The organism is Paenarthrobacter sp. NPDC057981 (assembly GCF_042886835.1).
Classification (GTDB): domain Bacteria; phylum Actinomycetota; class Actinomycetes; order Actinomycetales; family Micrococcaceae; genus Arthrobacter.
Genome location: NZ_JBHVQI010000004.1, coordinates 178,356 through 196,807 on the forward strand (window position 1 = coordinate 178,356; position 18,452 = coordinate 196,807).

Below are 18,452 nucleotides of genomic sequence, written 5' to 3' on the forward strand. Positions count from 1 at the left end.
CGACAGCTAGTTCTCGAGGGGTCCCAGCCAGGCGCTGGCAACAGTGTTGTGGGCTGATTCGTCGTTGGACGGATGGAAAATGCCAGCCAGGACGTCCCTGTACAAGCGCTCCATCTCCGAGCCGCGGAAGTAGCTCGATCCCCCGGTCACCCGGATGGCCAGATCCACGACGTGACGGGCGTTCTCCGTGGCCCGGGATTTGATTCCCACAAGTTTTGGGAACCACTGGGCTCCATGGTCCACGAGGTTATCGACGTCGCGGGCCACTGACGATATCTGTGGGTAGATGCCGTCCATCGCCAAGGCCGCGTCAGCCACTTTCCACCTGATGTCCGGGTCCTGGGCGTAGCTTCGTCCCCCGTACTTTGCTGAGACGCGACGCTTCACGTTGTCCACGGCCAACGTGAAGGCCCTCTCCGCAACGCCCGTGTATACGGCCGCCAACAGCGTTTCGAAGCACGCGAAAATGGAGAAGATCAGCAGGTCCCGGTTGGGTCCCACAGGAAGCTTCCGGAAGATCCGCTCCGGAGGAATGACGGCTCCATGCAGCAACGTGGTGTTCGAAGCACTGGCACGCATCCCCAGCGTGTCCCAGTCACTCAAGGTCTCGTGTCCGGGTTCATCGCGGTGAAGGAAGCCGAAGACAAGCTCCCCTTGGCCATCCCTCGCGTCCGGGTCCTTGCCGAACGTACCCAAGCGTGTCCATCCGCGCGAAAGGCTGGTGAAGATCTTCCGGCCTGTGAAGCGGTAACCACCATCTGGCAGCGCCTCCGCGACTGTGCCGGAATCGAACAGCATGGAATCGTTGCCGGCCTCGGAAATGCCGAACGCGAAAATCTCACCCTTCCCAGCTTCCTTGAGGACGAAGTCCAGTGAGTTGTCGCCCCGGGCCGCCATGACACGGGCGACGCCGGTCCACACCAAGTGCATGTTGACCGCCAAAGCGGTGGCCGGGGCAGCCGTGGCGAGTCTTTGCTGCAACGCAGCTACCGCTTCGAGACCGAGTCCCTTTCCGCCGTCGTGCTCCGGGACGAACAAGGTGAGGTATCCGGCAGCTGCCAGTTCTTCCAGGTCTTCATGGAAGAACTCGTTGTTCTGGTCGTACCCGGCAGCCCGGCCGCGCAGGCGTTCCAAAAGGGCGTCGGGCAGGATTTCTTCGACGGTCATGAAGGGGCCTCCTTGGATCGCTTGCCGCTTAGTAGTTGGTCAGCAGCGTGTTGAGCACACGGGCGCCAAACTGCAGGGATTCCGCGGGCACACGCTCGTCGACGCCGTGGAACATTCCGGTGAAGTCGAGTTCCTCGGGCAGCATGAGCGGCGCGAAGCCGTACCCCGTAATGCCGATCTTGCTCAGGGACTTGTTGTCCGTGCCGCCTGAGAGCGTGTAGGGCAGGACCTTGGCTCCGGGATCCTCCGAGTGGAGGGCATCGATCATCGAATCCACCAGGTTGCCTGCGAAGGGCACTTCGAGGGATACATCCTTGTTGACGTAGCTGATGTCGATTCCGTCACCGGCCAGTTGCTTGATGGTCTCGAACACCAGCTCCTGCTGGCCCGGCAGGGTCCGGCAGTCCACGAAAGCTTCGGCGGATTCCGGGATGACGTTGTGCTTGTAGCCCGAGCGCAGCAACGTGGGATTGGACGTGTTCTGCAAGGTGGCACCAACGAATCGGGCCACCGTCCCCAGCTCCTTGAGGAGGATGTCCGGATTGTCGGCATCGAATTCGACGCCGGTCAGTTCAGTGACGCCGTCCAGGAACTGCCGAGTGGTGGGCGTCAGCTCCACGGGCCACTTGTATTCGCCGATGCGGGTCACTGCTGCCGCCAGCCGGGTAACAGCGTTGTCGGTATTGATCTGGGAGCCATGTCCGGCCCGGCCGTGTGCCACCAACCGCAACCAGGACAGGCCTTTTTCGGCCGTCTGGAGCAGATAGGTCCGTTGGCCGCCGATGGTGGCGGAGAAGCCGCCCACCTCGGAGATGGCTTCCGTAGCGCCGTCGAAGAGTTCGCGGCGATGTTCAACGGCATACCTGGCGCCGTACGTGCCACCGGCCTCTTCGTCGGCAAAAAACGCAAAAATGATGTCGCGCTTGGGTTTGCGTCCCGTCCTGGCGAAGTCGCGCATGACGGAGAGGATCATCGCGTCCATGTCCTTCATGTCAACGGCGCCACGACCCCACACAAGCCCGTCCTTGAGTTCGCCGCTGAACGGATCAACGCTCCACTGGTCCTTCAGCGCTGGTACGACGTCCAGGTGTCCGTGCACCACCAGTGCGTCAGCGCCCGGGTCTTCTCCTGCCAGCCGGGTCACGACGTTGGCCCGGCCCGGGGCGGACTCGAAGATCTCTGCCTCAAGACCGACTTCGGTGATCAGGCCGGCAGTGTACTCCGCGGCTGCACGTTCGCCGGGCCCGGTGTCGTCTCCAAAGTTTGAGGAATCTATCCGGATGAGCTCCTGGCAGATCCTGACAACTTCGTCTTCAGGGCGGATGGCAGACATGGAAACTCTCCTTGCGTGGCTGGGCTGCAGGTTCCGGCGACGCGCGCGGCCTAGCCCGCAGCCCGTCCCGTGTACCTTCAGCCTACTCATCAGCCGGGCCGCGGGTCAGGAATCCAAGGCGTGCACGTCTTCCGGGGACACGTCGATGCCCGATGGCTGTCCTCGATTTTTCAGGCACCTGAAACCGTGTTAGAGTTTTTCTCGCTGCTTCGGCGGAATATGAAGTCCCGAAAGGTACTCAAGTGTCCGATCGAACACCACCTGCGCGGGTGGCGGAATGGCAGACGCGCTAGCTTGAGGTGCTAGTCCTCGAAAGGGGGTGGGGGTTCAAGTCCCCCTCCGCGCACAAAACCAAGGCCTGGAATCCACGGATTCCGGGCCTTGTTTGTTGATACGAAGCGACGCCCACCGTTGGTGGACGTCGCTTGTTTGGTATCCCTGGGCGTGCATTACGGCAGTGCTGACACCGCCCCGAAAAAATGGCGCCTTCCGCTGCGCGGGTTCCAGGCCACGTAATCGGAGCGTTCCCATGTTCCTGTGGCGGACTGCACGGTGGCGATGTCCAGGGCAACTTTCGCCGGGAGGAAGACGGGTGCTTCGAACGCCACATCCCAGGTGAAGGCCTCCGACTTGACCGCTCCAACGTCGGCAAGGGCCCGGGATGCCAGGTACATACCATGGGCAATGGAGCCTCGCATCCCCAGCGCTTTGGCTGAGAGCACGCTCAGGTGGATGGGATTAAAATCACCCGAGACCGCCGCGTAGGAGCGCCCGGTCTCCAGGCCGAGCTGCCACAGGGCAGTGGGATCCGGTGCCGAAAAATCCCCCGGCGTGGATGCTGAATGCACCCCCGACTTATCGATCCCCGGGAGGAACACACCTTTTGCGAGGTAGGTTGACACCCCGCGCCAGAGCAGGTCGCCGCCGCCATGTAAACGGACTTCCGCCACCACGTCCAGTTGGGTTCCCGCACGATGACCGGTCATGTTCTCTGCCCACGACCGGATGTCCACGGCTTCGCTGAAGTGGATGGCAGCGCGTTGCTCCACATGGTTCCTGAGGTGGATCATGCCCAGGAGCGGCAAGGGAAAGTCGTCCCGGTTCATCACGCTCATGGCCACGGGAAAGGCCAGTGCATGGACGTAGCCTGCAGGGAGGGTATCGCTTGCCGTCTCCCCCACCAAGTGCTGGTAGGCGGTGAGGTTTTCGACGTCGGCCCTGACACCATGCACTTCATGGCTGACCGCAGGCAGCCGGGTGCCGTCCGTGGCAGTGCCAAGGACGCGGCGACGTGCCGCCGTCGTTGCTGCGTTGACGTAGAGCCGTGAGAGCGAGGGAAGCTCCCCGAGAACTACTGGTTGCGGAGTGTTCATGCTCCCACCAGCTGTTGCCCACACACCCGGAGCACTTCTCCGGAGATGCCACCGGCGGCATCACTGGCGAGGAAGGCGATGGCTTCGGCCACGTCCTGCGGCTGACCACCTTGCTTCAAGGAGTTCAGCCTCCGGGCAGCTTCCCTGATGGCAAACGGCATCTTCGCTGTCATCTCTGTTTCTATGAAGCCGGGGGCGACTGCGTTGATGGTTCCCCCGTACGGTTCCAGTAAAGCCGCAGTGGATCTGACCATTCCGATCACGCCACCCTTGGATGCTCCGTAATTGGTTTGACCCCTGTTGCCGGCGATGCCACTGGTGGACGCCACCGACACGATGCGCGGAGACGTCCTGAAGTGCTCTGATGCCAGGAGGGCCTCGTTGATCCGCAGTTGGGCGGCGATATTGACCGCGATGACGGACTGCCATCTGCCCTCGTCCATATTGGCAAGGAGCCTGTCCCTGGTAATGCCGGCGTTGTGGACCACGATATCCAGGCGACCGTGGCGTTCGACGGCGTGTTCGACGATCCGGTGCCCGGCATCGGCCCGGCTGATGTCCAGCTGCAGCGTGGTGCCCATGACCTCGTTGGCCACGGCTGCCAGGTGCTCTCCTGCGGCCGGAATGTCGACCAGGACCACTGTTGCGCCGTCGCGGTGCAGAGTGCGCGCAATGGCCGCACCGATCCCCCGGGCGGCCCCCGTAACAACCGCGACCTTGCCTGCCAAGGGTTTGTCGGAGTCCGTAGGCAGTACTCCCGACGCCGAGGAGACGATCAGGAACTGTCCGTCCACGTAGGCCGAGCGGCCCGAAAGGAAGAAGCGCAAGGCGCCCAGTGCCGACGGGCTCGTGGTGGCGAGGTCCTCGTCAAGGAGTATTCCGTTGGCTGTCGCTCCCGCCCGCAGTTCCTTGGCCAAAGAACGCAGGAGTCCATCGATGCCTTGGCGGGCAGCCGCCGAGGCAGGAGTCGGTGCGGACCGCGGCGTCCGGGACATGGTGACCACCCGGGCATTCGGTGCGAGGTCACGGAGGGAAGCTGCGGCCGCCAGCACAGTCTTCGCAAGGTCCTCCGGGTGCTGCACGGCGTCCAGCACCAGGATGATGGCGCCCAGCTTTTCCTTGGGGAGTGCATTCCTTCGAACATCCAGTCCCCAGCCAAGAAGGGTTGTGGCGACGTCGTCGCTTCCTGCGCTGTCACCGCTGACCAGGACCGGTCCCGTCACCAGCGGTGCGCCCGGCTTGTACCGGCGCAGCTCCACGGGCTGAGGCAAGCCCAGCTTCTTCGCAACATTCCTGACCAAGCCGTGGCTGACGAGCTGTGTGTACTTGTCTGTCATTGAGTTCCCCCTATGCTGCTTCCAGAAGCGCGACTACACCCTGGCCACCTGCAGCGCAAACCGAAATCAGGCCGCGTGCCGGGCGCCCGTCAACAGTTCCTTTTTCATGGAGCATCTTCGCAAGGGAAGCAACGATCCGCCCGCCCGTCGCTGCAAAGGGGTGTCCTGCGGCCAGCGATGAGCCATTGACATTCAGCTTTGCCCGGTCGACTTTGCCCAGCGCGCCATCAAGCCCGAGGCGGTTGCGGCCGAATTCTTCGTCTTCCCAGGCTGCCAGCGTGCTCAAGACAGTCCCGGCGAAGGCCTCGTGGATTTCGAAGAAGTCTATATCTTCGAAGGTCAGGCCGTGGCGCGCCAGCAGCCGGGGAACAGCGAAGACGGGAGCCATCAGCAGGCCGTCCTTGCCGTGGACAAAATCGACCGCCGCCGCTTCGCCGTCCAGGACAGAGGCGAGTTTGGGCAGTTTGTGCTCGTCCGCCCATTCTTCCGTTGCCAGCAGAACCGTCGAAGCACCATCGGTCAGGGGCGTGGAGTTGCCTGCGGTCATTGTGGCCTCGGACCCAAGGTTTTTGCCAAAGACAGGTTTCAGCGTTGCGAGCTTGTCCAACGTTGTATCGGGGCGAAGGTTGGAGTCGCGGCTGAGACCGCGGTATGGGGTGAGGAGGTCATCGAAGAACCCACGCTCATACGCGGCGGCAAGGTTGCGGTGGCTGTTGAACGCAAGCTCGTCCTGGGCCTCGCGGCTGATGTTCCACTGGGCGGTGGTGAGGGCCTGGTGTTCACCCATCGACAGGCCTGTCCTCGGCTCGCCGGTGTTGGGGGCATCCGGGGCCAGGTCCTTTGGCCGGATGCGGCCGATGATCTTCAGCTTCTGCACCGGAGTCTTGGCTCGGTTGAGGTCGAGCAGGATCTCCCTGAGTCCCTCGCTGACGGCGATGGGCGCATCAGATGCCGAATCCACGCCACCGGCAATCGCGGACTCTATTTGGCCCAGCTTGATCTTGTTCGACAGGCCGATCACGGTCTCCAAGCCGGTTGCGCAGGCTTGCTGGAGATCGTAGGCGGGTGTCTCGGGTGACAGGGCAGAACCCAGAACTGCTTCGCGGGTGAGGTTGAAATCCCTCGAATGCTTGAGGACTGCTCCAGCAGCCACTTCGCCGATGCGTTCGTCCTGCAGCCCGAACCTGGCGATCAACCCCTCCAGTGCTGCCGTGAGCATGTCCTGGTTGGATGACTTCACGTAGGCTCCGCCGGTCCGGGCGAAGGGAATGCGGTTGCCGCCCACAATGAAGGCGCGCCGCGTTTTCTGGGGTGTGGTGGTGCGCTCCGGGTTCACGCCCGTGGTCGCGTCTCCTGCAGCCATGCTTGTCTCCTTCGATCAATGCCAGTTACTGATACCCAGCGTACCTGATACGCTGGGTATCGTGAACAGCCGCCATCAGGAATTCCCCATTGCCGCAGAGGCTCCCCAAGGCGAGGCCTCCGAAGCCATTGACGGCCGGGCCTCCCGCTGGCAGTCCCATCGTGAGGAACGGCGCCGCGAGCTGATCAAGGCCGCACGGAAAGCAGTCCATAGACTTGGAAGTGACGCCTCCATGGAGGACATCGCGGGCGCCGCCGGTACCTCCAAGTCGGTCTTCTACCGCTATTTCGGCGATAAGGCCGGCCTCCAGCAGGCAATGGGCGAAGTTGTCCTGGGGCAAATGCAGCGCCGGATGAGGGAAGCTGCACAATTGGCGCAGACGCCCCGCGAAGGGCTGTTTGCGATGGTGTCTGCCTACCTGCAAATGGCCGAGTCGAGCCCTAACGTCTACGCATTCATCACAAGGCTTACGCCGGGCGAGGCCTCCGCTCAGGATGCCATTGCAGCGTCCGGGGCATTGGGCAACTTTTTCGAGCAGATCACGGAGATGATCGCCACGCCCATGCGTGAACATCTCGGCGGCGAAAAGGAAGCGGTGATCGTTTACTGGCCAACCGCGGCCATCGGCTTAGTAAGAAACGCGGGCGAGATGTGGCTGGGAAGCCCCGAGGGCGCTGGGAAGCCGGACCAGGCGGCGATGGCCGGACAAATCACCGACTGGTTGTGCCTGGGCATCGCCCCGCAGCTGAAGGCCACCACATGACAGCAGCAAACGACTCATCAGTTATCGGAACCAAAGAAGGAATCAACATGACTGAAGTAGTGGACCGGGACTCATCGGCCAACAAGCCGGCAGGCCGCGAGGACGCCGCCACTGCCCCCGAACCGAAAGTCGACGTCGCTGCTCTGGGTGAGCAGCTCCTCGGCAAATGGGCAGATATCAGGCACCAGGCGCGAGAGGTGGCCGGCAACCCCGCCGTTCAGAAGATTGAGGGACTCCAGCATACCGGGCACCGTGCACGCGTGTTCGAACAGCTGAAGTTCCTGGTGGACAACAACGCGGTCCACCGTGCCTTCCCGAAACGTCTGGGTGGATCCGATGACCACGGCGGAAATATTGCCGGCTTCGAGGAACTGGTCACGGCAGACCCCTCCCTCCAGATCAAGGCCGGCGTGCAGTGGGGACTGTTCGGCTCCGCCGTCATGCACCTCGGGACTGCTGAACACCACGACAAGTGGCTTCCCGGCATCATGAGCCTGGACATTCCCGGCTGCTTCGCCATGACGGAGACCGGCCACGGTTCCGATGTCGCAAGCATCGCCACCACCGCCACCTATGATCCCGGCAGCCAGGAATTCATCATCAACACTCCTTTCCGAGCCGCGTGGAAGGACTACATCGGCAATGCGGCCAACGATGGCTTGGCTGCCGTGGTGTTCGCCCAGCTGATCACGCAAAACGTCAACCACGGCGTCCATGCCTTCTACGTGGAACTGCGTGATCCGGTTACCAAGGAATTTCTCCCGGGCATCGGCGGAGAAGACGACGGTATCAAGGGCGGTTTGAACGGTATCGACAACGGCCGACTCCACTTCACCGATGTCCGGATCCCCCGCGCCAACCTCTTGAACCGCTACGGCGACGTCACTGCCGACGGCACCTACACCTCCACCATCGCAAGTCCAGGCCGCCGCTTCTTCACCATGCTGGGCACCCTGGTCCAGGGGCGCGTGTCCTTGGATGGCGCTGCCGTAGCCGCAAGCAAAGTAGCCCTCAAGACAGCTATCCAATACGCCACCGAGCGCCGACAGTTCAATGCTTCTTCCGCCACGGATGAAGAGGTGCTTTTGGACTATCAGCGGCACCAACGCCGGCTTTTCACGCGGCTGGCCACCACGTACGCGGCCAGCTTCGCCCATGAACAGTTGCTCCAGAAGTTCGATGACGTGTTCTCCGGCGCCCACGATACCGACGCCGACCGCCAGGACCTGGAAACGCTGGCCGCAGCCCTCAAACCCCTGAGCACTTGGCACGCCCTGGACACCCTGCAGGAGTGCCGCGAAGCATGCGGTGGCGCAGGCTTCCTGATCGAGAACCGCTTCGCATCCCTCCGTGCGGACCTTGATGTCTACGTGACGTTCGAAGGCGACAACACGGTCCTGCTGCAATTGGTGGCCAAGCGGCTCCTGGCCGATTACGCCAAGGAATTCCGCAGCGCCGACTTTGGCGTGCTGGCCCGCTACGTCGTGGACCAGGCCGCCGGTGTGGCCTTGCACCGGACGGGATTGCGGCAGGTTGCGCAGTTCGTGGCGGACAACGGTTCGGTGCAGAAGGCTGCCTTGGCGTTGCGGGACGAGGAAGGCCAGCGGACCCTGCTCGCGGACCGTGTCCAGTCGATGGTTGCCGAGGTCGGCGCGGCGTTGAAGGGTGCCAACAAGCTCCCCCAACACCAGGCTGCAGCACTCTTCAACCAGCACCAGCACGAACTGATCGAAGCAGCCCAGGCGCACGCGGAACTGCTCCAGTGGGAGGCCTTCACCGAAGCCCTTGCCCAGGCCCCCGATGAAAGAACCAAACGCGTGCTGACCTGGCTGCGCGACCTCTTTGGACTGTCCCTCATTGAGAAGCACCTGTCCTGGTACCTCATGAACGGCCGGCTATCCATGCAGCGTGGCCGTACCGTAGGTACCTACATCAACCGCCTGTTGGTTAAGATCCGTCCGCATGCAGTGGACTTGGTCGACGCCTTTGGGTACGGCCCTGAGCACCTCCGTGCACGGATCGCCACGGGAGCCGAAGCGGAGCGCCAGGACGAGGCACGCCAATACTTCCGCGAGCAGCGTGCGAGCGGCAGTGCCCCCGCCGACGAGAAAGCCCTGCTGGCACTGAAAGCGGCACAGGCCCACTAACAGTACTTCTGTACTGTTTGGTGAACAGTCAGGGAATTCTCCGAATTCCGAGGACTTAAAGCGCGACGCGCCGTCCCCACCAAAGGGGGCGGCGCCGTCGTACTTTTGTCACCGTACTTTTGTCACCGCAGCACTGAGCGGTACACCTCAAGAGTTGTTTCCGTGATGGATTCCCAGGAGAAGTGCTCCTCTGCACGGCGGCGCCCGGCGCTGCCCATTTCCCGGGCCCGGGCGGGGTCCGAAACGACCTCGTTCAAGGCAGCGGCAAAATCACTCACGAATTTTTCCGGATCCAGCGGAGTGCCGGTGCCATCGGTGACCTGCTCCAAGGGGACCAGCAGGCCGGTTTCACCGTGTTGGACCACTTCGGGAATGCCGCCGGTGGCGCTGGCTACTACGGCCGCGCCGCACGCCATGGCCTCAAGGTTCACGATGCCCAGGGGTTCGTAAATGGAGGGGCAGGCGAAGGCGGTGGCATGGCTGAGGACCTGGATGAGCTCCCTGCGAGGAAGCATCCTCTCGATCAGGACCACGCCCTCACGCTTGCTCTGCAACTCTTCAATGAGACGTGCGGTCTCCGCAGCCAGTTCGGGGGTGTCGGCGGCCCCGAGGCACAGCACCAGCTGGACATCCTCCGGAAGGCTCGAAGCCGCGCGAAGCAGGTACGGAACCCCCTTCTGGCGGGTGTTGCGGCCGACGAACACAACGCTGGGCTTTGCGGGATCAATGCCCAACGCCTTGATGGCGTCGTCTTGCTCATCGCGCTCCCACAGAGAGACATCGATGCCGTTATGGACCACCTTGACCTTGTCCGGATCAACGTTGGGGTAGCTCCGGAGAATGTCCTGGCGCATGCCGTCGGAGACGGCGATGATGGCTGCGGCCGCTTCGTAGGCCGTCTTCTCCACCCAGGAGGACAAAGCGTAGCCGCCGCCCAGCTGCTCGGCTTTCCACGGCCTCAGCGGCTCCAGGCTGTGAGCGCTGAGCACGTGGGGAATACCGTGAAGCAGTGAAGCGAGGTGTCCGGCCATGTTGGCGTACCAGGTGTGCGAGTGGACCAGGTCCGCTCCCGCAATGTCCGGAACGATCCTGAGATCGACGCCGAGCGTCTGCACCGCGGCGTTGGCCTCGCCGAGGTCTTCCGGGGTGGCGTACGAGGACACGGTCGCCCCGTGATAGTCCGCGTCGCGGGGCGCACCGAAGGCCCTGACGCGGAGGTCGACGTGCTTCGCCAGCACCCGGCTGAGCTCGGCAACGTGGACACCGGCACCGCCATAAATTTCCGGAGGGAATTCTTTAGTCACAATGTCTATTCGCACGCTAACCAACGTAGTCGTTCCGGCGTATGTGTTCTAGTGTGAAAGGGTCCGGAAAATCGGACTTTTGGGGGATACGAAGACGTACGGGGAGCAGTGACCATGGCGTTGAAGAAAGTTTTGGCAATCGTATTGGCCGGTGGCGAAGGCAACCGACTCATGCCGCTCACGGCGGACCGGGCCAAGCCGGCCGTTCCGTTTGCTGGCGGCTACCGGTTAATCGACTTTGCCTTGTCCAATCTTGTTAATTCGGGATATTTGAAAATCGTTGTACTGACGCAGTACAAATCGCACAGCCTTGACCGGCACATCTCCGAAACGTGGCGCATGTCCACGCAACTGGGCCGGTACGTTGCCTCGGTCCCGGCACAGCAGCGTGTCGGCAAGAGCTGGTTCCTCGGTAGCGCCAATGCCATCTACCAATCGTTGAACCTGATCCATGATGACGCCCCGGACATCGTGGTTGTGGTCGGCGCGGACCACGTCTACCGCATGGATTTCTCCCAGATGGTGGAGCAGCACATCGCAAGCGGCGCCAAAGCTACCGTTGCAGCGGTACGCCAACCACTGAACATGGCCAACCAGTTCGGCGTCATTGAAGTGGACCAGAACGATCCCCAAAAGATCGCAGCATTCGTGGAGAAACCTGCCAGCACCCCCGGACTCGCAGCGGATCCCTCACAGTTCCTGGCTTCCATGGGCAACTACGTGTTCAACGCCGACGCCTTGGTGGAAGCATTGCATGTGGATGCTGAACGCCTGGATACCAAACACGACATGGGCGGCGACATCATCCCCTACTTCGTCGATCAAGGCGAAGCTGGTGTTTACGACTTCACCCTGAACGACATTCCCGGTGCCACCGATCGTGACCGCACTTACTGGCGCGATGTAGGTACTATCGATTCGTTCTACGACGCCCACATGGACCTCATCTCTCCCGTGCCGGTATTTAACCTGTACAACTCCGAGTGGCCGATCTACACCCGGCAGAGCATCTCCCCGCCTGCCAAGTTCGTCCGCGGCGGCAACAACACGGTGGGCACTGCCCTGGATTCCATCGTGGCCAGCGGTGTTGTGATTTCCGGCGGCATCGTTGAAGGCTCCGTCCTTTCCAATGACGCCTACGTCGCTTCGGGAAGTCGCGTGCAGGATTCCGTCTTGATGGACAAGGTGTATGTCGGTGAAGGGGCCGTGATCAAGCGGGCCATCCTGGATAAGAACGTCAAAGTTCCTGCAGGTGCTGCTATCGGCCTTGACCCTGCATTGGACAAAGCACGGGGCTATAAGGTCACGGAATCCGGTATCACCGTACTTGCCAAGGGCCAGGTTGTTCCCGAGCCCAGTGAGGCCGAGCTCGAGTTGTCCGCCAAGCATCGTGCCGCACTGCCGGAGGCCGTCAAGGCGGCTACCCACCATGATCCCGACATCCGCGATTCCGCGGAAAAGGTCGCTGCAGGGATCCAATCCCGAGTCACTGGCCCAGCGTCGCAAGGGGCCTCCCACTAGGGCGCACGCCTTCAACTGAACAGAACCCGAGGCAGGCCGTAGGCTCCCAAGGCTGTAAAATCAGGTCAATGAGCTCCACCGATCTGACGCCTGAAGAGATCCAGGCCTGCCTCAAGGTTCTGACCACGATCCACGTCTATGACGAAGAGCACCCGGACTACATTGCAGTCCGGCGTGCCACCGGCAAGATGTTCAAAGCCGTCAAACGCCATCGCCGCGTCACCAAGCGCGATTCCATCGCCGAGGCCGACCGTGCCGTCATCGCCTTGACGGCCACCGCGGCCCCGGACCGGATCGACGACGAGACCCGTGGCAACAAGCTCGCTCCCTCCGCCACGGGTGAGATTGCCGGACACCTGATCCGGTCTCGGCCTTGCTACATCTGCAAGCAGCACTACACCCAGGTGGATGCCTTCTATCACCAGCTGTGCCCCGATTGCGCAGCCTTCAGCCACAGCAAGCGCGATGCCCGCACGGATCTCACGGGTCGTCGCGCGCTGTTGACCGGTGGTCGCGCGAAGATCGGCATGTACATCGCCCTGCGCCTGCTCCGGGACGGAGCCCACACCACTATCACCACCCGGTTCCCCAAGGACGCTGCCCGCCGGTTTGCCGCCATGGAGGACAGCGGCGAGTGGCTGCACCGGCTCAGGATCGTTGGCATCGACCTCCGTGATCCGGCGCAGGTCATGGCATTGACCGACTCCCTGAACGAGGCCGGCCCGTTGGATATCATCATCAACAATGCCGCCCAAACCGTGCGCCGCTCCGGGAATGCCTACAAACCCCTGGTCGATGCCGAGGATGAGCCGCTTCCCGCTGCCTTGGAGGCCGCGAACGGCGGCCCGGAGCTTGTGACCTTCGGCCATGCCCACGACAAGCACCCGTTGGCCTTGGCCAGCAGCGTCACCGAACACCCGGTCCTTGCCGGCGATGCCATCACTTCCCTGGCACTGTCAACCGGTTCGGCTTCGTTGGAACGGATTGAGTCAGGAACCGCCATCGACGCCGGTGGGCTGGTCCCCGACCTCGCCACCATCAACAGCTGGACTCAGGTGGTGGATGAGGTAGATCCCTTGGAAATGCTCGAGGTACAGCTCTGTAACGTCACTGCGCCGTTCCTGCTGGTCAGCCGGCTGCGGGGTGCCATGAAACGGTCCACGGCGCACCGGAAATACATCGTCAATGTCTCGGCGATGGAGGGACAGTTCTCCCGCGCTTACAAGGGGCCCGGGCATCCGCACACCAACATGGCCAAGGCTGCCTTGAACATGATGACCCGCACCAGCGCCCAGGAAATGCTCGACTCGGACGGGATCCTCATGACCGCCGTGGATACCGGCTGGATTACCGATGAGCGCCCGCACTTCACCAAGGTCCGTCTCATGGAGGAAGGATTCCACGCCCCACTGGACCTGGTCGATGGTGCTGCCCGCGTGTACGACCCCATCGTGATGGGCGAAAAGGGCGAAGACCAGTACGGCGTGTTCCTCAAGGACTACAAGCCCTCCCCCTGGTAAACCCCCCGTTGGAGATTGTGTACAGACAAAGCCCTTAAGAGCGCTTCTTAAGGGCCTTATCTGTACGAAAACTCTTTACGCGAGGCGGGTGATCTCCACGGACACGGCGAGTCCTGAACCACCGCCGCCGGAGAGGATTCCCTTCAACGGAGGTACATCCCTGTAGTCACGGCCCCTCGCTACCGTCACGTGGTAGTCGCCGGCCGGCTTGTGGTTGGTGGGATCCCAGCTGCGCCATTCGCCGTCCCACCATTCCAGCCAGGCATGGGACTGGCCGGCGACGGTTTCGCCGATGCCGGCCGAGGACCTGGGGTGGATGTAGCCGGAAACATAGCGGGCAGGGATCCCGCTGCAGCGCAAGGCGCCGATGGCGAGGTGGGCCAGGTCCTGGCACACTCCTTGGCGTTGCGACCATGCCTGCTCGGCGTTGGTCGTGACCCCGGTGGTGCCCTTCATGTAGGTCATTTCTCCGGCCATCCACGCGAAAACGGCCAGGGCCGCCTCATGAGGATTCTTACCCTCGACAATCCCGGGAACAAGACCAAGGACTTCCTCACCTGGACCGCTGAGGCGGGACTGCGGAAGCCAATCGCTGAACTCGTCCTGCACCTTGTCGGAGGACATGACATCCCACCCGACGATGTCGTCCTCGACGGCGACCCGCTCGGTGCGGTGCACTTCCACGGTCGCCGTGGCCAGCACCTCAAGGCTCTCGTGGGGCATCTGCATGTCGAAAGCAGTGACACGGGTTCCCCAATAGTCCCGGTAGGTGCTGACGGAGGCTTGGTTGGGCGAGACTTTCAGCGAGGACTCAAGCACCACTTGCTGGCCGTCAGTGAGGGGAGTCATCCGCGCCTCGTTGTAGGACAACGTCACGCGGCGGTTGTACTTGTAAGCCGTCTTGTGGACGATGCTCAGCCGGGTCATGAAACTTCTCCCACCCAGGCGTGTTCATCAGCCTGATTGAAGTATTTACGGGAAATAGCATCCGATGCCTGCGTGACAGCCTTCTGCACGCGTTCCATGTGCTCGGGCAATTCGGACATCAGGTCATCGGTTCGGTGGAACTCGAGGAACGTCCGGGCCTGTCCCACAATGCGTCGGGCGTCGTTGATGAAGCCAACGCGCTGCGCCGAGGGATCGAGCTTCGCCAGGCACTCATCGGCGTCGCGCAGGGCGTACACGATGGAGCGCGGGAACAGGCGGTCCAGCAGCAGGAATTCGGCGGCGTGTTGGTCACCGAAAGCTGCACGCCGGGTCCGGATGAAGGACTCGTAGGCGCCGGCGCACCGCAGCATGTTCACCCAGGACATTCCGGCGGACTGGACGTCACGGGTAGACAGCATCCGGGCCGTCATGTCGGCACGCTCCAACGAGCGTCCCAGGACCATGAACAGCCAGCTTTCATCGTGGCTGACAGTGGTGTCCGCCAGGCCACGCACCATCGCTGTCCGTTCCAGAACCCAGTTGCAGAAGCGGTACGTGCCCACTACGTCCTTGCGGTGCTGGTTCAAGCCGTAGTACGTGGTGTTCAGGCTTTCCCACAACGACTGGGACACCGTCTCCCTGGCACGCCGCGCGTTCTCCCGGGCGGCCCCGAGGGAACCGGCAATGGAGGAAGCGCTCTGCTTGTCGTAGGCCAAGGCGTGGAGCAGTTCGGGCAATCCGAAATCCTCGCTCTGTGGCCGGGCGCCCATAACGGCCAGCAGTTCCCTGGCTACGCTGCGCTGCTCGTCAAGGGGCAGGTGGTTCAGGCGCTCCAGGTGCACGTCCAGAATCCGGGCAGTGCCATCGGCCCGCTCTACGTAGCGGCCGATCCAAAAGAGTGACTCAGCAATGCGGCTCAGCATGCGGCTGTGCCTCCTTCGCGTGGTGCAGGTGGAAGTTCAAGTGGTGGTTGGAACGGGTTCACTGCTGCTGCTCCGTTTGGCGGTCGCGCCAGTTGCTTTCAACGGGCCACACGGAAACCTGCTCACGCAAGGTGACGGACTGCCGCGGGATGACCTCGGCCGGCATCTGGGGCGAGTTGGCCAGGACCCAGGTGTCTTTAGAGCCACCGCCCTGGCTGGAGTTCACAATCAGTGAACCTTCCTTAAGGGCTACCCGGGTGAGCCCGCCAGGGAGGACCCAGACGTCGTCGCCGTCGTTGACCGCAAAAGGCCGCAGGTCAACGTGGCGCGGCCCGAACTTGTCCCCCGAGAGCGTAGGAACCGTGGAGAGCTGAAGCACCGGCTGGGCAATCCAGCCGCGGGGATCGGCAATGACCCGTTTGCGCAAGGCATCCAGTTCTTCCTTTGAAGCGTCCGGCCCAATGACCAGTCCCTTTCCGCCGGAACCATCAACGGGTTTGACCACCAGATCCTCAAGGCGGTCCAGGACGTGCTCCCGGGCTTCCTTTTCCTCAAGCCGGAAGGTGTCCACGTTGGCGATGATGGGCTCTTCGTGAAGGTAGTAGCGGATCAAGTCAGGCACGTAACTGTAGACGAGCTTGTCATCGGCAACCCCGTTGCCCACCGCGTTGGCGATGGTCACTCCCCCGGCCCGGGCAGCGTTGACAAGGCCCGGGCAGCCGAGCATCGAATCCGAGCGGAACTGCAGGGGGTCCAGGAAATCGTCGTCGATTCTCTTGTAGATGACGTCCACGCGTTGCTCGCCGGCCGTGGTCCGCATGTAGACGCGGTTGCCGCGGCAGATAAGGTCCCTGCCTTCCACCAGTTCAACACCCATGAGACCGGCCAGGAGCGTGTGTTCGAAGTAGGCGCTGTTGAAGACACCGGGGGTCAGGACCACCACTGTTGGATCATCGACGCCGGCGGGTGCGGTTTTGCGCAGGGCGGACAGAAGCCGCCGTGGGTACTCTTCCACGGGCCTGATGTGCTGCTGCCCGAATGCCTCGGGCAAGCCTTTAGCCATGGCCCTGCGGTTTTCGAGGACGTAGCTGACGCCGGAAGGGACGCGGACGTTGTCCTCCAGGACACGGAACGTCCCTGCAGCGTCGCGGACGACGTCGATGCCGGAGACATGGACGCGGACGCCGCTCGATGGTTCGAATCCGTGCACGGCACGGTGGAAATGCGCGCTCGTGGTCACCAACTGTCGCGGTATCACGCCATCTGCCACCACCGCCATGCGCCCGTAGACGTCATTGAGGAACGCCTCGAGTGCTTTGACCCGCTGAGCGACTCCGCGTTCGAGCACGTCCCACTCATCTGCGGGAATGACCCTGGGGACGATGTCCAACGGGAAGGGCCGCTCCTCCCCCGCGTAGTCGAAGGTGACCCCACGGTCCAGGAAGGTCCGTGCCATCGAGTCGGCACGGGCGGTGACATCAGCGAGGGAAAGCTCGCGTAGGGCACCGGAGACCTGACCGTAGGATTTTCTGGCAACGTGGCCCGGGGCAAACATCTCGTCGTAGGCTCCGCTGCGGGCAGCGGCCTCGGAGTAATCCTGGAATAGGTCAGACATGGGAATCAGACAATCACCTTTTTGAGTCGAGCGCATTACGCACTGATTGTGTCGCGGTTTCCGGGTGCTCCCGGTTTCGCCTTCCGTGCCCCCATCCGGCAGGGTTGATGCATGCCCTTCAACAGACTTGCGTCCCAGCTGCCACGGCTGGGGCCAGGGTTGGTCCTGAGCCTCGCCGCGACCGGCCTTGCCTTCGCCATCCACGCAGTGTTGCCCGCGATTCCGGCCATGACGCTCGCTGTTGCCTTGGGTTTGCTCTCAGCCAATATACCGGGCACTGCGGTGGTGGTTGCGGGGCGCGCCCGGCCGGGCCTGGACTTCGCGGGGAAGCACCTCATGCGCGCGGGCATTGTGCTGTTGGGCCTCAAAGTCAGTGTGTGGGACGTGCTTGGACTTGGTTGGTTGTCCCTGCTGCTGATCGCCGGCGTCGTCCTGATCAGTTTTGCCGGTACTTATGGGCTGGCGCGATTGCTGCGTTTGCCCGGGGACGCGTCCTTGCTGATTGCCACAGGCTTCTCCATCTGCGGCGCTTCGGCCATCGGTGCCATGGCTGCCGTGCGCCGGATCCGGCACCAGGACACGGTGCTGCCGGTGGCCCTTGTGACCCTTTGCGGGACCCTGGCCATTGGCGTGCTGCCGCTGCTGATGCATCCGCTGAACCTGAATCCGGCCCAATTCGGGGCGTGGACGGGCGCTTCCGTTCACGACGTCGGCCAAGTGGTGGCCACAGCGCAAACCGCAGGGACAGCGGCGCTGGCCATCGCCGTCGTCGTCAAGTTGACCCGGGTAGTCCTCCTGGCACCGATCGTGGCTGCCGCCGGGCTGCACCAGCGCATTCAGCATGTGCGGCAACGCGCCAACGGTTCGTCGGACGCGGACGACGTCAATGCCAGGTTCCCGCCGATCGTGCCGCTTTTCGTGGTCGGTTTCATCGTCATGGTGGCCTTCCGCTCCACCGGATGGGCGACGCCGGAACTACTTGAAGCCGCTGCCGTCGCCCAGGACATTGTGCTCGCCTCCGCGTTGTTCGGTCTGGGCTCTGCCGTGCGGGTCAGGACCCTGATCCATACTGGCGGGCGGGCCGCGTTGGTGGCGCTGGGGTCCTGGCTGATCATCGCTTCCCTGGGGCTGGGGGCGGCGTGGATCATGATTAGATAGC

At 62.8% G+C, this 18,452-nt stretch carries 14 protein-coding genes and 1 tRNA gene; 6 read left to right on the forward strand and 9 right to left on the reverse strand.

The features are described 5' to 3' along the window. Positions 1-6 precede the first annotated feature (6 nt). Positions 7-1,167 (reverse strand): acyl-CoA dehydrogenase family protein, encoded by a 1,161-nt coding sequence (locus tag ACFVSI_RS07120; RefSeq protein WP_387821316.1) that lies wholly within the window; start codon positions 1,165-1,167, stop codon positions 7-9. Between the two features lie 28 nt (positions 1,168-1,195). After that, entirely contained in the window at positions 1,196-2,500 is a 1,305-nt protein-coding gene (locus tag ACFVSI_RS07125; RefSeq protein WP_387821319.1) for a M20/M25/M40 family metallo-hydrolase, read from the reverse strand. A gap of 263 nt (positions 2,501-2,763) precedes the next feature. Between ACFVSI_RS07125 and ACFVSI_RS07130 the strand changes: the two genes are divergently transcribed. Then, positions 2,764-2,846, forward strand: a tRNA-Leu gene (locus ACFVSI_RS07130). A 103-nt stretch (positions 2,847-2,949) separates the two neighbouring features. Here the strand turns inward: ACFVSI_RS07130 and ACFVSI_RS07135 are convergent. Genes ACFVSI_RS07135 through ACFVSI_RS07145 form a run of 3 tightly spaced genes read right to left on the reverse strand, consistent with a single transcriptional unit; the run spans position 2,950 to position 6,573 of the window. Continuing rightward, positions 2,950-3,873, reverse strand: a complete 924-nt coding sequence (locus ACFVSI_RS07135) for a MaoC/PaaZ C-terminal domain-containing protein (protein WP_387821321.1) — start codon at positions 3,871-3,873, stop codon at positions 2,950-2,952. Beyond that, on the reverse strand, positions 3,870-5,210 hold the full coding sequence (locus tag ACFVSI_RS07140) for a 3-oxoacyl-ACP reductase (RefSeq protein ID WP_387821323.1): 1,341 nt from the start codon (positions 5,208-5,210) through the stop codon (positions 3,870-3,872). Before ACFVSI_RS07140 ends, ACFVSI_RS07135 begins: the two co-directional genes overlap by 4 nt. A gap of 10 nt (positions 5,211-5,220) precedes the next feature. Continuing rightward, the gene (locus ACFVSI_RS07145) at positions 5,221-6,573 is read right to left on the reverse strand and encodes an acetyl-CoA C-acetyltransferase (RefSeq protein ID WP_387821326.1); all 1,353 of its coding nucleotides are present in this window, start codon (positions 6,571-6,573) and stop codon (positions 5,221-5,223) included. Here ACFVSI_RS07145 and ACFVSI_RS07150 point away from each other — a divergent pair. Together ACFVSI_RS07150 and ACFVSI_RS07155 are read left to right on the forward strand one after the other, a co-directional pair. Continuing rightward, positions 6,572-7,336 carry a TetR family transcriptional regulator gene (locus ACFVSI_RS07150; protein WP_387821329.1) on the forward strand — a complete coding sequence of 255 codons (765 nt, stop codon included), beginning with the start codon at positions 6,572-6,574 and terminating at the stop codon, positions 7,334-7,336. The genes ACFVSI_RS07145 and ACFVSI_RS07150 overlap by 2 nt on opposite strands. 47 nt (positions 7,337-7,383) lie before the next feature. Beyond that, positions 7,384-9,483 (forward strand): acyl-CoA dehydrogenase, encoded by a 2,100-nt coding sequence (locus tag ACFVSI_RS07155; protein WP_387821332.1) that lies wholly within the window; start codon positions 7,384-7,386, stop codon positions 9,481-9,483. Positions 9,484-9,605: 122 nt separating this feature from the next. Here ACFVSI_RS07155 and glgA read toward each other — a convergent pair whose 3' ends face one another. Next, positions 9,606-10,802: a glycogen synthase gene (glgA, locus tag ACFVSI_RS07160; protein WP_387821335.1), complete on the reverse strand. Its 1,197-nt coding sequence runs from the start codon at positions 10,800-10,802 to the stop codon at positions 9,606-9,608. A 93-nt stretch (positions 10,803-10,895) separates the two neighbouring features. Between glgA and glgC the strand changes: the two genes are divergently transcribed. Both glgC and ACFVSI_RS07170 read left to right on the forward strand, forming a co-directional pair. After that, positions 10,896-12,308, forward strand: coding sequence for a glucose-1-phosphate adenylyltransferase (glgC, locus tag ACFVSI_RS07165; protein ID WP_387821338.1), 1,413 nt, complete (start codon positions 10,896-10,898; stop codon positions 12,306-12,308). Positions 12,309-12,376: 68 nt separating this feature from the next. Beyond that, complete coding sequence (locus ACFVSI_RS07170) at positions 12,377-13,828, forward strand: SDR family NAD(P)-dependent oxidoreductase (RefSeq protein WP_387821341.1); 1,452 nt, start codon at positions 12,377-12,379, stop codon at positions 13,826-13,828. A gap of 75 nt (positions 13,829-13,903) precedes the next feature. On the opposite strand, the gene ACFVSI_RS07175 is transcribed toward ACFVSI_RS07170, so the two are convergent. The 3 genes from ACFVSI_RS07175 to ACFVSI_RS07185 are packed head-to-tail and all read right to left on the reverse strand — an operon-like array spanning position 13,904 to position 17,293. Further along, positions 13,904-14,755, reverse strand: coding sequence for a transglutaminase N-terminal domain-containing protein (locus ACFVSI_RS07175; RefSeq protein ID WP_387821344.1), 852 nt, complete (start codon positions 14,753-14,755; stop codon positions 13,904-13,906). After that, the gene (locus tag ACFVSI_RS07180) at positions 14,752-15,678 is read right to left on the reverse strand and encodes an alpha-E domain-containing protein (protein ID WP_144658810.1); all 927 of its coding nucleotides are present in this window, start codon (positions 15,676-15,678) and stop codon (positions 14,752-14,754) included. Before ACFVSI_RS07180 ends, ACFVSI_RS07175 begins: the two co-directional genes overlap by 4 nt. A gap of 58 nt (positions 15,679-15,736) precedes the next feature. Beyond that, positions 15,737-17,293, reverse strand: coding sequence for a circularly permuted type 2 ATP-grasp protein (locus ACFVSI_RS07185; protein WP_387821347.1), 1,557 nt, complete (start codon positions 17,291-17,293; stop codon positions 15,737-15,739). 111 nt (positions 17,294-17,404) lie between these two features. Between ACFVSI_RS07185 and ACFVSI_RS07190 the strand changes: the two genes are divergently transcribed. After that, the gene (locus ACFVSI_RS07190) at positions 17,405-18,451 is read left to right on the forward strand and encodes a YeiH family protein (RefSeq protein WP_387821350.1); all 1,047 of its coding nucleotides are present in this window, start codon (positions 17,405-17,407) and stop codon (positions 18,449-18,451) included. Position 18,452 lies beyond the last annotated feature (1 nt).

Coding starts and splice junctions, on each gene's coding strand:
- ACFVSI_RS07120 (WP_387821316.1), bottom strand. CDS start 1,167: ATGACCGTCGAAGAAATCCTGCCCGACGCCCTTTTGGAACGCCTGCGC.
- ACFVSI_RS07170 (WP_387821341.1), top strand. CDS start 12,377: ATGAGCTCCACCGATCTGACGCCTGAAGAGATCCAGGCCTGCCTCAAG.
- ACFVSI_RS07180 (WP_144658810.1), bottom strand. CDS start 15,678: ATGCTGAGCCGCATTGCTGAGTCACTCTTTTGGATCGGCCGCTACGTA.
- ACFVSI_RS07175 (WP_387821344.1), bottom strand. CDS start 14,755: ATGACCCGGCTGAGCATCGTCCACAAGACGGCTTACAAGTACAACCGC.
- ACFVSI_RS07155 (WP_387821332.1), top strand. CDS start 7,384: ATGACTGAAGTAGTGGACCGGGACTCATCGGCCAACAAGCCGGCAGGC.
- ACFVSI_RS07135 (WP_387821321.1), bottom strand. CDS start 3,873: ATGAACACTCCGCAACCAGTAGTTCTCGGGGAGCTTCCCTCGCTCTCA.
- ACFVSI_RS07125 (WP_387821319.1), bottom strand. CDS start 2,500: ATGTCTGCCATCCGCCCTGAAGACGAAGTTGTCAGGATCTGCCAGGAG.
- ACFVSI_RS07190 (WP_387821350.1), top strand. CDS start 17,405: ATGCCCTTCAACAGACTTGCGTCCCAGCTGCCACGGCTGGGGCCAGGG.
- ACFVSI_RS07145 (WP_387821326.1), bottom strand. CDS start 6,573: ATGGCTGCAGGAGACGCGACCACGGGCGTGAACCCGGAGCGCACCACC.
- ACFVSI_RS07150 (WP_387821329.1), top strand. CDS start 6,572: ATGCTTGTCTCCTTCGATCAATGCCAGTTACTGATACCCAGCGTACCT.
- ACFVSI_RS07185 (WP_387821347.1), bottom strand. CDS start 17,293: ATGTCTGACCTATTCCAGGATTACTCCGAGGCCGCTGCCCGCAGCGGA.
- ACFVSI_RS07140 (WP_387821323.1), bottom strand. CDS start 5,210: ATGACAGACAAGTACACACAGCTCGTCAGCCACGGCTTGGTCAGGAAT.